General features: G+C 69.9%; 12 protein-coding genes. 4 read left to right on the top strand and 8 right to left on the bottom strand.

Translation table 11 applies throughout. The annotated features are described in order from the left end of the window. Positions 1–122: 122 nt before the first annotated feature. The 7 genes from VES41_RS13480 to VES41_RS13450 all read right to left on the bottom strand — a co-directional run bounded on the left by VES41_RS13480 (position 123) and on the right by VES41_RS13450 (position 8,508). Entirely contained in the window at positions 123–1,298 is a 1,176-nt protein-coding gene (locus tag VES41_RS13480; RefSeq protein WP_324817696.1) for an acyltransferase, read from the bottom strand. Between the two features lie 114 nt (positions 1,299–1,412). Next, positions 1,413–2,741 (bottom strand): four-carbon acid sugar kinase family protein, encoded by a 1,329-nt coding sequence (locus VES41_RS13475; RefSeq protein WP_324818077.1) that lies wholly within the window; start codon positions 2,739–2,741, stop codon positions 1,413–1,415. A 2-nt stretch (positions 2,742–2,743) separates the two neighbouring features. Continuing rightward, positions 2,744–4,006: a ribulose-bisphosphate carboxylase large subunit family protein gene (locus tag VES41_RS13470; protein WP_324817693.1), complete on the bottom strand. Its 1,263-nt coding sequence runs from the start codon at positions 4,004–4,006 to the stop codon at positions 2,744–2,746. Positions 4,007–4,026: 20 nt separating this feature from the next. Next, positions 4,027–4,569, bottom strand: coding sequence for a VOC family protein (locus VES41_RS13465; protein WP_324817690.1), 543 nt, complete (start codon positions 4,567–4,569; stop codon positions 4,027–4,029). A gap of 43 nt (positions 4,570–4,612) precedes the next feature. After that, positions 4,613–6,514 carry a TRAP transporter large permease subunit gene (locus VES41_RS13460; protein ID WP_324817689.1) on the bottom strand — a complete coding sequence of 634 codons (1,902 nt, stop codon included), beginning with the start codon at positions 6,512–6,514 and terminating at the stop codon, positions 4,613–4,615. Position 6,515: 1 nt separating this feature from the next. Continuing rightward, positions 6,516–7,550, bottom strand: coding sequence for a TRAP transporter substrate-binding protein (locus VES41_RS13455; RefSeq protein ID WP_324817686.1), 1,035 nt, complete (start codon positions 7,548–7,550; stop codon positions 6,516–6,518). 157 nt (positions 7,551–7,707) lie between these two features. Continuing rightward, complete coding sequence (locus tag VES41_RS13450; protein ID WP_324817684.1) at positions 7,708–8,508, bottom strand: SDR family oxidoreductase; 801 nt, start codon at positions 8,506–8,508, stop codon at positions 7,708–7,710. Positions 8,509–8,625: 117 nt separating this feature from the next. Here VES41_RS13450 and VES41_RS13445 point away from each other — a divergent pair, with 117 nt between their 5' ends. After that, positions 8,626–9,660 carry a LacI family DNA-binding transcriptional regulator gene (locus tag VES41_RS13445; protein ID WP_324817682.1) on the top strand — a complete coding sequence of 345 codons (1,035 nt, stop codon included), beginning with the start codon at positions 8,626–8,628 and terminating at the stop codon, positions 9,658–9,660. A gap of 12 nt (positions 9,661–9,672) precedes the next feature. On the opposite strand, the gene VES41_RS13440 is transcribed toward VES41_RS13445, so the two are convergent. Further along, positions 9,673–10,584 carry a LysR family transcriptional regulator gene (locus VES41_RS13440; protein ID WP_324817680.1) on the bottom strand — a complete coding sequence of 304 codons (912 nt, stop codon included), beginning with the start codon at positions 10,582–10,584 and terminating at the stop codon, positions 9,673–9,675. Between the two features lie 104 nt (positions 10,585–10,688). Here VES41_RS13440 and VES41_RS13435 point away from each other — a divergent pair, with 104 nt between their 5' ends. From VES41_RS13435 to VES41_RS13425, 3 genes are all read left to right on the top strand, one after another. Further along, the gene (locus VES41_RS13435; protein WP_324817677.1) at positions 10,689–11,900 is read left to right on the top strand and encodes a PQQ-dependent sugar dehydrogenase; all 1,212 of its coding nucleotides are present in this window, start codon (positions 10,689–10,691) and stop codon (positions 11,898–11,900) included. Then, positions 11,897–12,544, top strand: coding sequence for a c-type cytochrome (locus tag VES41_RS13430; protein WP_324817675.1), 648 nt, complete (start codon positions 11,897–11,899; stop codon positions 12,542–12,544). The genes VES41_RS13435 and VES41_RS13430 overlap by 4 nt, the downstream gene beginning before the upstream one ends. Positions 12,545–12,611: 67 nt before the next feature. Beyond that, on the top strand, positions 12,612–14,762 hold the full coding sequence (locus tag VES41_RS13425; protein WP_324817672.1) for an indolepyruvate ferredoxin oxidoreductase subunit alpha: 2,151 nt from the start codon (positions 12,612–12,614) through the stop codon (positions 14,760–14,762). The last annotated feature ends 2 nt before the right edge of the window (positions 14,763–14,764 follow it).

Here is a 14,764-nt window from a genome sequence, read left to right as displayed (position 1 = left end):
GCCTATTTGGGTGTCCCTATGGACGGAGCGGGTTTACCCCAGTGTACGGAGCAATTCCCGCGCCAGGAGCCTCCCGGCGAGCCGGATGCCTAACCTGCCCGGGCTTCTCCGCGCCGGGCGCGCTACCGTGGCGCCGGAGTGGCCGCGGCGCCGGCCCGGCGCAGGCGCTCGGTCAGCCAGTCCACCCGGCGCATGAAGGGCCGCTCGAACAGCCGGTAGGTGACGGACGCGCTGACCACCAGCGCCACGCCCAGCCCGCACGCCGCCAGCCAGTGGCCGTGCAGCGTCGGCGCCGACCCGGCGCGCAGGCTCATCAAGAGATACAGCAGCAGCCCGTGCGTCAGGTAGATGCTGTAGCTGATCTGCCCCAGGTAGCGCACGGAACGCAGCGCGAAGCACCCGAACACGGTGCAACCCTGGGCCACCAGCCAGAAGAAGACGAACAGCAGCCCCAGGTCGAGCAGCGGGCGCCCCTTGGGCAGCGCGACCAGCAGCACGATCAGGCCGACGCACAGCGCCGACGCCATTCGCGTCGTGGCGAAGCCGCGCAGCGTTCCGGCCCGCACCAGCCAGGCCACCAGCCCGCCGAGGAAGAACGCGCCGAACGAGCCAAAGCTGTGGTTGTAGTACAGCAGCACGAGCGTGACGGCGGCGCTGGCCGCCAGCAGCGCCTTGTTGACCCGCACCGACAGCGCGAAGGCGCACAGCGGCAGGGCCAGATAGAAAGTCCACTCGTAGGCCAGCGTCCAGGTCACGCCCGCGGTCAGCGGCAGCACGTCGACCTCGGCGAAATCGGGCCGGCCCGTCACCCCGAAGGCGATCCACTTCGCGTAGGCCAGCATGTCCGACGCCGTGTCCATGCCGCCGCGCGGCCGCACATACACCGCCACCAGCAGCACCATCACGGCGAGGACGAAGTAATACAGCGGCGCAATGCGCAGGAACCGGGAGACGAAGAAGCGCAGCCAGTCGAAGCCGCCCTTCGCCCTGGCGTCGAGCAGCCGCCCGACGAAAAGGAACGAGGTGATCATGAAGAACACCCAGACGCCCGCCTTGCCCAGCAGCGCGAACGACCTCGACGCCGGCTCCTCCCAGACGCCGCCCTGCCGGTAGATCAGCCAGATGTGGGCATGGTGGAAGAACACGAAGGTGGCGGCGAAGCCGCGCAACCCGTCGATGCTGGCGTACTTGCCCGCTTTCTCGAGCGGCACCAGCACGCCCGTCCTGGCGAGCCAGCCGGCGACGAGGAGCATGAGGGCGAAGCCACCGACAAGGTAGGCCTGCTCGGCGGTGACCATGCGGCCATCCTACGCAACAAACGGGCCGGGATCGGCCGCCGGTTGCGGTTGCTTACTTCAAGGCCCATAGGCATGGCCCGCGCGCATTTTCGATGCGGCGCGCCCGGAGTGGCACTATCGCCCGGTCGTCCCGTGCACCAGCCGCTCGAAGATGTCCGGCCCGCCCATCTGGCCGCCCTTGAGCATCAGTTCCATGCCGTCGAGCGAAGGCTGGTCGCTGTGCATCCGGCACAGCGGCGCGCCCGGCCCGAGCGGGCCGACGTAGCGCAGGCCCCAGCCGTCGAGCGCCCGCACGGCGTGGCTGGAAGTGTCGCCGCCGGCGATGCCGACGCGGCGCACGGGTACCCGGCGCAGTACCTCGGCGAGCAATTGCCCGCCGGCGACCGCAAGGTCGCGCGCCTGCACGTCCGGGTTGCGCCCTTCCCCCGCCACCGTGCAGGCCAGCACGTGGCGGCCAGCCTCCAGATGGCCGGCCAGCGTGCGCGCCGCTTCGAGCCGATAGGCGTCGTCGCGAGCCGCCAGGCGCCGCGCGTCGAGCGTCACCGGCTCGAAGGAAACCGCCGCCGCCACCTGCGCCGCCGTCACCGGCGACAGGCTGCCGGCCAGGGCCAGCACCGGGCCTCGGGCCGGTGCCACCGGCGAAGCGGCGCGGTCCGTCGCCGACGGCGCCAGTCCCTCGGCCACGGCCACGGCTTCGACCACGCTGCTCGGACCGACCGCGAGGCGCGTGCCACTCGCCGGCCGGCGGCGCCAGTGGCGGCCGATGGCGTGCAGGTGCGCCGCGTCGCCCACGTCCCACAACAAGGCATGGACGTCGTCACCGCACGCCTGCAGCACAGCGGCGTCGAGCGCCTCGTCGCCGCCGGCGTGCAAGGTCCAGGGCACCAGGCCGACGCCGGCGAGCCCCTGGCGCTCCAGATGGCGGCGCAGGTCGGCTTCGTGCATCGGCGTGACCGGATGGCGGCTCATGGTCGGGTGGCGGTCCAGCCGGTACACCTCGCCGCCGCTGCCGGCCGTGGCGAAAAGATTGCCGAACAGGCAGTAGCGGCCGAGGCCGGGCTGTCCGCCCAGCACGTGCACGGGCGCTCCGCCCTGCCCCTCGGCCACGCCAGCCGCCAGCACCCGCACCGCTTCGCCGATGCTGCCGACGCCGGGGCTGCTGTCGAAGGTGGAACAGGTCTTGTAGTGCAACACGCGCGGCCGCAGGCGGCGCGCCAGGTCGGCCACGGGTGCCAGCTCGGCATGCATCTCGGCGGGCGGCATCGAGCGCGCCGCCCCGGCGATGCCCAGGCAGTCGATCTCGCCGATGGCCCGAAGCCGCCGCGCGTCCAGCAGGCCCAGCAGCAGCAGGCTGCGCATGCCGCAGCGCGCCGCCGTGGCCAGCGCGTCGGTGGCGCCGGTGAAATCGTCGCCGTAGTACAGCAGTGCCGGCGCGTTGCTCATGCTCACCGGCCGAAGAATTGCAGCGCCTGCGCAAGCTCGGGCGCCTGGCGCGCGGCGTCGGCCAGCGACTGGCCGGCGCTCACCGCGGACCAGGCCTGGCGCAGGCTGGCCACACCCGCGGCCGGGCCACCCGGGTGCGCCAGGATGCCGCCGCCGGCCATGAACAGCAGGTCGTCGCGCCGCACCGCCTGCCAGGTCGCGGGCACGGTGCCGGCCCATTGGCCGGAGGAGAACGCCGGCAGCACCGCGTCGTCGGCGCCTTCGGCCAGGGGCGCGTAGCAGGCCTGCGCGGACATGACCACTTCCTCGTCGTCCTGCGCGAACTTTCCCTGCAGCCCGTGCACGTGCATGTGGTCCACGCCCGCGAGCCGCCACAGCGTCTGGTAGGCCTGGAAGCCGATGCCCAGCATCGGGTGGCGCGACATGGCGCCGAATCCGTTGCGGTGCCCGTGCAGCACCAGCGGCGTATGGCGGCGCAGCCTCTGGATCGCCGAGAAGCCGCACCAGTTGAGGCTGGCCATCACGCAGCTGCCGCCCTCGCGCTCGACCAGGTCGGCATGGCGGCACATGGCGTCGCCCTCGTCGCTGATGTTGAACGCCACCATGACGTGCTTGCCGGTGCGCTCCTGGTGCGCGCGCACCACCGCCATCACCGCCGGCACGCGCTCGGCCAGCGGCGCGTGGACCGGGTCGGCGCAGACCTCGTCGTCCTTGATGAAGTCGACGCCGGCCTCGCACAGGCGCGCCACCAGCACGGCCGTCTCCCGCGCAGACAGGCCGACGTTCGGCTTGATGATGGTGCCGACCATCGCCCCGCTTGCCACGCCGGTCAGGCGGCGCGTGCCGGCGATGCCGGCAGCGGGCCGCTCGAAGCGCGCGCGGTAGGCAGCCGGCAGCGCCAGGCGCTCGAGCCGCAGGCCGGTCACTTCGCCCAGGTCGTACAGGTTGCCCGCCACCGTCGCGGCCAGCGTCGGCAGGTTGGCGCCGATGTTGTCCACGGGGTAGGCAATGCGCACCTCGAAGCGGCGATACGGACCGCCACGCCCCTTGCGTGCCAGCCACGCGTTGGGCAGCGACGGTGCCTCGGCCGGCGCCAGTTCATCGATCGACTCGACCACCGCGCGGGCGCGTTCGCGCAGGGCGTCGGTCTCCCCCTCGACGCGGGTGAAGGTGCCGCAGGACTGCTCGCCGGCCATCACCTCGGCCACGGCCGCCGGCTCCAGCGGCGTCTCCACCAGGTATGTGGCCTGCACGCGTTCGGTCATTGGCGTCGCTCCCGCGGCCGTCACAGGGTGTCCAGGTCGGGGAACGGCCGCACCGGGTCCTTGCCGTCCCAGTTCGCCGCCGCCTCGCGGATCAGCCTGAACAGCTTGCCCTTGGGCCCGGCCACTTCCGACAATTCGATGGTCGTGCCCGGCAGCGCGCCGCTGTCCTCGAAATAGACGAAGCGGCCGTTGGCGCCCACCTCGCCACCCATGCAGACGTTGAAGCCGGCCGCTTGCGCACGCGCCAGGTCGGCGTCGAAGTGCTCGGTCCAGTAGGCGACGTGCTGCACGCCGGCATGGCCCGCGCGCAGGAAGTCGCGGTACATCGACGGCACGTCGTTGCGGGTTTGCACCAGCTCGATCTGCAGGCCGCCGGCGTTGGCCAGCGCCACCGAGTTGTGCGGCTCGTAGCGCTCGCCGCGGTAGGTGTAGTTGCGGATCGGCACGCGCGGGTTGTAGTACCACGGCCCGACGCCCAGCACGCGGGACCAATGGTCCATCGCCGCCTCGATGTCGGGCACGATGTAGGCCACCTGCCGGATCTCTCCGAAGAATCTGCTCATGGGAATGCCAGGTTTGAAGGGAAGGAAGAAGATCGAAGGCGGCTCAGGCCTTCAGGAAGCCGGTCGAGAACCAGGGCACCGCGGCGACCACGATCAACCCGATCACCAAGGCCACGAGATAGCCCCAGATCGGGCGGATGCCCTCGACCGGATCGACCTTGCCGATGGCGCAGGCCGCGTAGTAGCCCACGCCGAACGGTGGCGCGAACAGCCCCAGGCCCATCGACAGCACCACCACCATGGCGTAGTGCACCTCGTGCACGCCGACGGCGCGCGCAATGGGGAACATCAGCGGGCCGAACAGCACCACCGCCGGAATGCCCTCGAGCACGCTGCCCAGCACGATGAAGGCGACGACCGACACGGCAATGAAGCCGGCCTTGCCGCCGGGCATGGCCTGCATGGCCGCCGCCAGATCGTGCGCGAAGCCCGATTGCGTCAGGCCCCAGGCCATGGCCGTGGCCGCGCCGATGATGAAGATGATGGCGCCGGACAGCGCAGCCGTCTCGATCAGCATGGGCATGACGCGCCGGAGATCGAACTGGCGGTAGATGAGCAGGCCCGCCAGCACCGAGTAGGCGATGCCGATGGTCGAGACCTCGGTGGCCGTGGCCACGCCCTCAACCACCGCCGCGCGGATCACGAACGGCAGGGCCACCGCCGGCAGCGCATAGACCAGCGCCCGCGCGATGGCACGGCCGCTGGCGCGCTCGACGCCGGCCAGGTCCTCGTGGCGGTAGCGCCACCAGACCACGGCGCACAGCGCCACGCCCAGCACCGCGCCGGGCAGCAGGCCGCCGGTGAACAGCGCCGCGATCGACACCCCGGTGACCGAGCCGATGGTGATCAGCACGATCGACGGCGGGATCGTCTCGGTCTGCGCGCCGGTGGTCGACAGCAGCGCCACCAGTTCGCCCGGCTTCGCGCCGCGCTTCTTCATCTCCGGGAACAGCACCGGCGCGATGGCGGCCATGTCGGCCGCCTTGGAGCCGGAGATGCCCGACACCAGGTACATGGCACCGATCAGCACGTAGCTCAGGCCGCCGCGCACGTGTCCCAGCAAGCTGGCCAGGAACTGCACCATGGCACGCGCCATGCCCGTCATCTCGATCAGCAGGCCGAGGAAGACGAACAGCGGCACCGCCAGCAGGATCAGGTGCGACATGCCCTCGTCCATGCGCCCCACCATCACGAGCATGGGCGTGCGGGTCGTCAGCGCCAGGAAGCCGAAGGTGGCCAGCGCGAACGAGAAGGCGATCGGAACCCCGGCGAACACGCAGGCGCCCACCACGCCCGCGAAGAAGATCAGCAGGTTGAGCTTGCCCAGCGGCATCAGCACCGGGCCGAGCACCCAGAATGCGCCGCACAGCACCACCACCAGCGCGGCTGCCTGCAGCACCCGCACCGGGCTGCCCACGCGCAGCAGCCGTAGCACCCCCACCAGCACCATCAGCGCCACACCGACGGGCAGCGCCGAGGCGCGCCAGGCGTTGCTGATCTCCATGGCCGGCGTGACGATCATCGCCTCTTCGTAGGCGTACTCGTAGGCCGGATGGGCGATCAGCAGCAGAAAAGCCAGCGCCGCGGCGACTGCCAGCACGTCCAGGAAGGCCCGTGCCTGCGGCGAGGCCTTGGCCACGAAGGCCGTCATGCGCATGTGCTCGCCGCGCCGCATGGCGACCACCGCGCCCAGCATGGAAAGCCACAGGAACAGCAGCCCGGCCAGTTCGTCCGACCACACCAGCGGCGCATGGAACACGTAGCGCGCCACCACGCCGGCCAGCAGCACGACCACTTCGGCCAGCACCAGCAGCGCCGCCGGGACCTCGGTCAGCAGGCCGAGCCAGCGGTCCAGGGCCTGTGCCGCACCGCGCCAACCCCGGGCCGGCGCCGCCGCGCGGCCCGCGGCCAGGCCGCCTGCGTCTTCGACGCTGCCGACCTGCATGTCAGGACACCTTGCCGGCGGTCGCTTCCAGCAACGCCCAGGCCTCGTCGCCGAACTTGGCCTTCCACTCGGCGTAGAAGCCCGCCTTCTGCAGCGCGGCCCGGAAGCTGTCGCTCGGCGCCTGGTTGAACGCCAGGCCCTTGGCGCTGAGTTCGGCCTGGAGGTTCTTGTTGAGCTGGCGCAGGTCTTCGCGCTGCTGCAGCGCGCCGTCGTTGAAGGCGCGCGCCACGATGGTCTTGAGATCGTCCGGCAGGCCACGCCAGGCGCGCCCGTTGACCACGATGTGGTAGCCGTCCCAGCTGTGGTTGGTCAGCGAGCAGAACTTCTGCACCTCGAACAGCTTGGCCGTCTGCACGATGGCCAGCGGGTTTTCCTGCGCATCCACCACCTTGGTCTGCAGCGCCGAGTACACCTCGCTGAACTGCAGGCTGGTGGGCGAGGCCGACAGCGACTTGAACAGCGAGATGCCCATCGGGCTGACCGGCACGCGGATCTTCATGCCCTCCAGGTCCGCCGCCGCCTGGACCGGCTTGGTGCTGGTCGTGATCTGGCGGAAGCCGTTGTCCCACATCTTGTCGAAGGTGTAGAGGCCCACCTTGGCGAAGGCCGCGCGGATCGAGCTGCCCAGCTTGCCGTCCACCGCGCCCCACACCTGGTCGTAGTCGGAGAAGGCGAAGCCGACGGCGGTGATCGCGCTGATCGGCGCCAGGGTGGCGATCACCATGGTGCCCGGGTTGAATATCTCCAGGCCGCCGCTGCGCACCTGCGCGAGCATGTCGGTGTCTCCGCCCAACTGGTTGTTGGGAAACACCTTGATTTCCATCCGGCCCTTGCTCTCCGACGCGATGCGCGCAGCAACCTCGTTGGCGCGGACGTTCAGCGGATGGCTGACCGGGAGGTTGTTGCCGTACTTGAAGCTGTATTCCGGCGCGGCGGCCAGCGCCAATCCGGGCAGGGCCGAGGCGACGCCTGCCGCAGGCAGCAGCGAGAAGGAACGCAGCAGGCTGCGCCGCGTGAGCGAGGGGGTGGTCTTCATCCGTTGTCTCCAGTTGAACTCTGTTGCGGTCACAGCCGGCATGGCCGGATCGAGCCGGTCACGCGCCGCTTCGGGAACGGCAGTCGCCACGATAGGCAGTGCACGGCACCACCGCAAACTTGGTTTGTGATGGATTTTGATGGCTTTTCAGCCTACCTCAATTGCAGCGTGCATGCATGCCGCCGTCGACCAGCAGCTCCACCCCATTGATGTAGCGCGCCTCGTCGGACGCCAGGAACACCGCGGCGTTGGCCACGTCCCACCCATCGCCCATGCGGCCGGTGGGCGACAGGCGGTTGCGCGCCTCGACCATCTGGTCCCTGGTGTCGTAGAAACCCGAGATCTGCTGGTAGATGTGCGGCGTGTCCATCACGCCGGGCAGGATGCAGTTGGCGCGTATGCCGCGGCCTGCGTACTGCAGCGCGATGCTCTGGGTCAGCGAATTGACCGCCCCCTTGGAGGCGGCATAGGCGCAGTACGCATACCCGGTCCAGCGCACGCCGCCGAGCGCCCCGATGTTCACGATGGCGCCGCTGCCCTGCGCTTCCATCAGGGGCAGCACGCACTTGCAGGTCAGGAACATGCTCTTGACGTTGACCGTCATCACCCGGTCCCAGGTCTCCTCGCTGGTCTCGACCGGTCCGCCCTGCGACGTGATGCCGACGTTGTTGTGCAGGACGTCGACGCGCCCGTAGGCCTTCAGCGCCGCGTCCACCGCTCGCTGCACCTCGTCCAGCCGCGTGACGTCCGCCGCCACCGCGATCGCCGCGCCGCCCTCCTCGAGAATCAGCGCGCGCGTCTTCTGCGCGGCCGCCGCGTCGCGGTCGACCGCGATCACCCGGGCGCCATGGCGGGCGTAGGCCACCGCCGCCGCCTTGCCGTTGCCCCAGCCGTCGCCGACCGATCCGGCCCCGAACACCAGGGCCACGCGGTCCTGCAATCTTGCTTTCGTCTCCATCGTCGTCCTTCGAATTCGCGCCCGATTGCGCTTGACTGGCCGCTACGATAGTCTCGGCGCCAGCATGAAAGAAGGCCATCGCATGATGTTTTTTGATGGATTGATGGAGCGCTGCCCGTGACGCGCCAATTGCCCGGCGTGGCCGACATCGCGCAACTGGCCGGCGTGTCCACCGCCACCGTCGATCGCGTGCTGCACCGGCGCGCGGGCGTGCGCGCGGCCACCGCGCAGCGCGTGCTCGACGCCGCCGCCGAGCTTCGCTACCTGCCCCAGGAAGACCTGTACGCGGCCATGGCGCCGGCGCCGATGCAGCTGCTGTTCATCCTGCCCGACCGCAGCAGCCGGTTCCTGCGCATGCTGGGCGAATGGGTGCGCTTCTCGCACGAGCACTGGGCGCCCTACAACGTGCAGTGCCGCACGGCCTTCATCCAGAGCTTCGACCCCGACGCCCTCGCCGCCATGCTGCGCCGGCGCGGGCGCCGCTGCGACGGCATCGCCTTCATGGCGCTGGAGCATCCCAAGGTACGCGAGGCGGTCAACGCGCTGGCCGAACAGGGCGTGCCCACCGTCACGCTGGTGTCCGACCTGTCCAACTCGCGCCGGGTCGCGTATGTCGGCCTGGACAACCGCGCCGCCGGGCGCACCGCGGCCTATCTCATCGCACGCTTCGTCGGGCCGTCGCGGCCGGCCAAGGTGGCGATGATCGCGGGGTCGCTCAGCTACCGGGCACACGAGGAGCGCGAGGCCGGCTTCATGCACCTGTTCGTCGAGCAGTACCCGCACATGCAGGTGGTCGGACTGCGCGAAGGCTACGACGACGACCGCACCAACTACAAGCAGGCCCGCGCCCTGCTGCAGCAGCACCCCGACCTGGCCGCCATCTACAACATCGGCGGCGCGGCCGAAGGCATCGGGCGGGCACTCAAGGAAAGCGGCCATGCGCACAAGGTGGTGTTCATCGGCCACGGCCTGACGCCCGACACCCGCGCCATGCTGATCGACGGCACCATGGACGCGGTCATCAACCAGAGCCCGCACACGGCCATCCTGAGCAGCGTGCGCATCTTCACCAACCTGCGCGACCGGCGGCAGCTGCTGTCCGGCGTGGAGGCCACGCGCAGCGAGGTGATCTTCCGCGAGAACCTGCCGTGACCCGCGCCGGCGTCACCCTTCCCGGAACGTCTCCACGATGAACTCGCGCAGCCAGCGGTTCGACGGGTCGTCCTCGAAGCGCCGGCTCCAATGCAGCGCCACCTCGAAGTCGCGCAGCGGAAACGTCGGCTCCACCACCACGTAGCCGCCCTCCTCGGCGAAGCCGCGCGCAATGTTGCGCGGCATGACCACCGCCAGGTCGGTGGCGCGCACGATCGCCGGCAGCACCATGAAATGCTCCGTGGTCAGCCGCACCCGGTCTTCAAGCTTGAGGAGGTGCAGGATGCGCAGGGTCTCGGCATGGGTGCGCACGGCCACGTATTCCAGCTTCTGCAGCGCCGCGAGCAGGGCCTGGCCGCGGGTGCGCCGCCCGGCGAAGGGATGGCCGGCGCGCAGCAGGACGATGTAGCGGTCGCGCAGCAGCAGGCGCCGCTCGGTGTCCTTGACCTCCGGCAGGAAGCCGAAGGCGAAATCCAGGCGCCCGCTGTCCAGCGCCGGCGCGATCTCGGCCGGCGGCAGCGCCATCGTCTCGATGCGCACGCCGGGCGCCTTCGGTGCCAGCCCCGCCATCAGCACCGGCAGGAAGCGGCCCTCGCCGATGTCGCTCATGTGGATGCGGAAGGTCTTGCGCGACTGGGCTGGATCGAACCGGTCGGGCTCGTTGAGCGCATCCTCGATGGTGGCCAGCGCCGACTGCACCGCCAGCGCCAGCCGTTCGGCCCGGCGCGTGGGCACCACCCCGCCGGCGGCGCGGGTGAACAGGGCGTCGCCCAGCAGCAGGCGCAGCCGGCCCAGCCCGTGGCTGGCCGCCGGCTGGGTCAGGCCCAGCGCCTCGGCCGCGCGGCTGACGCTGCGCGCGCGGTAGACCGCATCGAACAGGCGCAGCAGATTGAGGTCAATCGCCTCGGTATGAATTTCGTGCATGTTACTTAGGTGCCTTATTTTATTGATGGATGGCCGGCGTGCCAGCACACTTCCGCCCGGCGGCAACCCGCCGCAGCCTCTAGAACGAACCGAGGAGACACGTCATGCCACGGATCCCGAAGTTGATTCCACTCTTTGCAGCGGCGCTGTTGTGCGCCGCCGGCGCGGCGCAGGCGCAGCAGAAGCCCGAGCCGGAGCCCGGCTGGGCCAAGGGCCGGCCCAAGAGCGACGAGGCCATGCGAATGGCCCCGGTGCCGGCATTCCCCATCCCGACCGCGGCCGACAAGCTGCCGACGGCCAAGTTCAAGCTGCCGCCCGGATTCAAGGTGGAAACCTGGATGCCCGGCGTGCTGGACGCGCGCGAATTGCGCCAGGGCGCGGACGGCACGGTGTTCGTCAGTTCGCTGTTCGTGGCCCAGAAGGTCTACGCGGTGACCGACAAGGGCGGCAAGCGCGAGCTCAAGACCGTCGTCGACAAGATGCCCATGGCGGCCGGCATCGCCTATGACAAGGGCACGCTGTTCGTGGCGACCAACACGAAGATCATGCGCTACGACGGCATCGACTCGAAGCTGGACAACCCGGGCGAGCCGAAGGTCATCTACGACAAGCTGCCCGGCGGCGAGGACCACAGCTGGAAGTACCTGCGCATCCACAACAACAAGCTGTATTTCCCGATCGGGGCGCCTTGCAACATCTGCGACCCGGGCGACTACGCCAAGATCTACCGCATGGATCTCGACGGCAGCAACGTCGAGACCATCGCCGCGGGCGTGCGCAACACCGTGGGCTTCGACTTCGACCCCAAGACCGGCGACCTCTGGTTCACCGACAACGGACGCGACTGGTTCAGCGAGGAACTGCCCAACGACGAGCTCAACCGCGTCAACATGAAGGGCAAGCTGGGCCAGCACTACGGCTATCCGTACTGCCACCAGGGCAACATCCCCGACCCCGAGTTCGGCTGGGGCAAGAAGTGCAGCGACTACGTCAAACCCGCCGCGCTGCTCGGCCCGCACGCCGGCTCGCTGGGCCTGAAGTTCTACGACGGCAAGATGTTCCCCGCCAAGTACCGCGGCGCCATGTTCATCGCCCGCCACGGCCCCTGGAACCGCAGCACCAAGTACGCCGACGTCTCGGTCGCCTGGCCCGACGGCAAGGGCGGCGCCAAGGTCGAGCCATTCATGACCGGCTTCGTGCAGGACAACACGTACGTCGGCCGGCCGGTGGACTTCCTGGTGCTCAAGGACGGCTCGATGCTGGTGAGCGACGATCACGCCGGCGCCATCTACCGCATCAGCTACGGCGGCAAATGAGGGTGGGCGCGCGCATCATTGCCATCGCCGCGGCCGCCGCGGCCCTCGCGGGCACCGCGGCGCCGGCGGCGGCGCAGGCCGCGGGCAACTATGCGCAGCGCTACGCATCGCTGTGCGCCGCCTGCCATGGCGCCAACGGCGCCAGCACCCTGCCCGGGGCGCCCAACCTGGCGGGCCAGCACTCCTTCTACGTGGTGACGCAGTTGTTCCTCTACCGGGCGGGCCGTCGGTCCAACGAAGCGATGAGCGCGGTGGCCAAGACGCTCACCGACGACGACCTGCGCGGTTTTTCCGACTTCATCGCCACGCTGCCCGCGCTGCCGGCCACGCCGCCGGCAGGCCCGGTGGACGCCGCGCGCATGGCAAGCGCCAAGGCGCTGGCGACGGAGCACAAGTGCGTGTTCTGCCACGGCGCGGATTTCAGCGGCGGCCAGCAGGTGCCGCGCATTGCCGGACAACACGAGGACTACCTCAAGGACGTGCTGCGCGGCTACAAGAGCGGCAAGCGCACCGGCTACACGATGGCCATGAGCGAAGCGGTCAGCCGCATCTCGCCGGAAGAACTGGACACCCTCGCCTACTACGTTGCCCGGTTCCCCGGCGCGGCCGCACCGGGCGGCGCGGGAGCCACCACCGGCAAATAGACCGAACTGCATCGACAGCCAAGCGCGCGCACGTGGCGCGCGACCAGCCATCAAGGGAGACAGTGCGTTGGAAGTTTCGTTCAACAAGGACATCGAGGCGCTGCGCCTGGGCGCCGGGGAGACCTTTCACGGCGAGGGCATCCTCGCCATCACCAAGGGCCTGCTGCAGTCGGGCGTCGCGTACGTCGGCGGCTACCAGGGCGCGCCGGTCTCGCACCTGCTGGACGTCATGGTCCAGGCCAAGCCCTACATGGACGAACTGGGCGTGCACGTCGAGGCGTGCGCCAACGAGGCCTCGGCCGCCGCCATGCTCGGCGCCTCCATCCACTACCCGCTGCGCGGGGCGGTCACCTGGAAGTCCATCGTCGGCACCAACGTTGCGGCCGACGCGCTGTCCAACCTGTCGTCCCCGGGCGTCAAGGGGGGCGTGCTGATCGTCGTGGGTGAGGACTACGGCGAGGGCGCGAGCGTGATCCAGGAGCGCACCCACGCCTACGCACTCAAGTCCGGCATGTGCCTGCTCGACCCGCGGCCCGAACTGGGCCAGATGGTGCGCATGGTCGAGCACGGCTTCGCCCTGTCGGAAGCCTCCAACATGCCCTGCATGATGGAACTGCGCATCCGCGCCTGCCACGTGCGCGGCAGCTTCGAGTGCCGCGACAACCGGCCGCCGGCGGTGTCCACCCGCGCGCTGATGGACGAACCCGCCGGCTTCGACTACATGCGGCTGGCCCATCCGCCCGTGACCTTCCGCCAGGAAAAGCTCAAGGGCGAGCAACGCATTCCGGCCGCGCGCCGCTACATCGTCGAGCACGGCCTGAACGAGACCCTGCCGGGCACGCGCGCCGACCTCGGCATCGTGGTCCAGGGCGGCCTGTACAACGCGCTGCTGCGCAGCCTGCAACTGGCGGGCCTGGCCGATGCCTTCGGCGAAAGCGCGATTCCGCTGCTGGTGCTCAACGTCACCTGCCCGCTGGTGCCCGACCAGCTTGCCGGCTTCTGCGCAGGCAAGCGCGGCGTGCTGGTGGTCGAGGAAGGCCAGCCCGAATACATCGAGCAGGAGATCGCCACCGTCCTACGCCGTCGCGGCATCGACACGCCGCTGCATGGCAAGGACATGCTGCCGCTGGCGGGCGAACTGGCGGTCGAGGCGCTGGCCGAGGGCATCGCCAAATGGGCCGACCACTACCTGCCGGGCCGCGACGGCGGCCCCGCCGCCTGGCTGGCCGACAACGGCGAGCGCCGCGCGGCGGTGGCGGCGATGCTGGACAAGCCGCTGCCGAACCGTCCGCCGAGCTTCTGCGTCGGCTGCCCGGAGCGGCCGGTGTTCTCGGCGCTCAAGCTGGCGCAGCAGGACACCGGTCCGGTGCACATCGCCGCCGACATCGGCTGCCATGCGTTCGGCACGTTCGAGCCGTTCTCGATGGGTCACTCGATCCTCGGCTACGGCATGAGCCTGGCCAGCCGCGCCGGGGTCTCGCCCATGATGCAGCGGCGCACGCTGTCGGTGATGGGCGACGGAGGCTTTTGGCACAACGGCCTGCTGACCGGCGTGCAGAGCGCCATCTTCAACCGCGACGACGCGGTGCTGCTGATCTTCAAGAACGGCTACACCTCGGCCACCGGTACGCAGGACATCATCTCGACGCCCGACGAGGCGGTCAAGGAAGCCGCCGTCGACAAGCAGCAGAGCCTGGTCGACAAGAACCAGACCATCGAGACCACGCTCAAGGGCATGGGCGTGCAGTGGCTGCGCACGGTGCACAGCTACGACGTGGCCACCATGCGCAAGACGCTCACCGACGCCTTGACCAGCGACTTCGACGGCCTGAAGGTCGTGATCGCCGAAGGCGAATGCCAGCTCGAGCGGCAGCGCCGCATCCGGCCCTGGATCGCATCGCTGCTCAAGCGCGGCGAGCGGGTGCAGCGGGTCAAGTACGGCGTGGACGAGGACGTGTGCAACGGCGACCACGCCTGCATCCGCCTGTCCGGCTGCCCGACGCTGACGCTCAAGGACAACCCCGATCCGCTCAAGGTGGACCCGGTCGCCACCGTGATCGACGGCTGCGTCGGCTGCGGCCTGTGCGGCGCCAACGCGCATGCCGCCACGCTGTGCCCGTCGTTCTACCGAGCCGAGGTGATCACCAATCCGAAGTGGCACGAACGCCTGGTGCATGCGATGCGCTCGCGCATCGTGCGCGCAATGCAGCCAGCCTGATG

It is taken from the genome of Variovorax sp. (assembly GCF_035634955.1).
Taxonomy (GTDB): domain Bacteria; phylum Pseudomonadota; class Gammaproteobacteria; order Burkholderiales; family Burkholderiaceae_C; genus Variovorax.
This window is presented reverse-complemented; position numbering and strand designations above follow the sequence as displayed.

What these genes read in the sequence shown, in the direction of transcription:
- VES41_RS13455 (WP_324817686.1), bottom strand. Translation starts at nt 7,550, where the DNA reads ATGAAGACCACCCCCTCGCTCACGCGGCGCAGCCTGCTGCGTTCCTTC.
- VES41_RS13480 (WP_324817696.1), bottom strand. Translation starts at nt 1,298, where the DNA reads ATGGTCACCGCCGAGCAGGCCTACCTTGTCGGTGGCTTCGCCCTCATG.
- VES41_RS13460 (WP_324817689.1), bottom strand. Translation starts at nt 6,514, where the DNA reads ATGCAGGTCGGCAGCGTCGAAGACGCAGGCGGCCTGGCCGCGGGCCGC.
- VES41_RS13435 (WP_324817677.1), top strand. Translation starts at nt 10,689, where the DNA reads ATGCCACGGATCCCGAAGTTGATTCCACTCTTTGCAGCGGCGCTGTTG.
- VES41_RS13430 (WP_324817675.1), top strand. Translation starts at nt 11,897, where the DNA reads ATGAGGGTGGGCGCGCGCATCATTGCCATCGCCGCGGCCGCCGCGGCC.
- VES41_RS13440 (WP_324817680.1), bottom strand. Translation starts at nt 10,584, where the DNA reads ATGCACGAAATTCATACCGAGGCGATTGACCTCAATCTGCTGCGCCTG.
- VES41_RS13465 (WP_324817690.1), bottom strand. Translation starts at nt 4,569, where the DNA reads ATGAGCAGATTCTTCGGAGAGATCCGGCAGGTGGCCTACATCGTGCCC.
- VES41_RS13450 (WP_324817684.1), bottom strand. Translation starts at nt 8,508, where the DNA reads ATGGAGACGAAAGCAAGATTGCAGGACCGCGTGGCCCTGGTGTTCGGG.
- VES41_RS13470 (WP_324817693.1), bottom strand. Translation starts at nt 4,006, where the DNA reads ATGACCGAACGCGTGCAGGCCACATACCTGGTGGAGACGCCGCTGGAG.
- VES41_RS13475 (WP_324818077.1), bottom strand. Translation starts at nt 2,741, where the DNA reads ATGAGCAACGCGCCGGCACTGCTGTACTACGGCGACGATTTCACCGGC.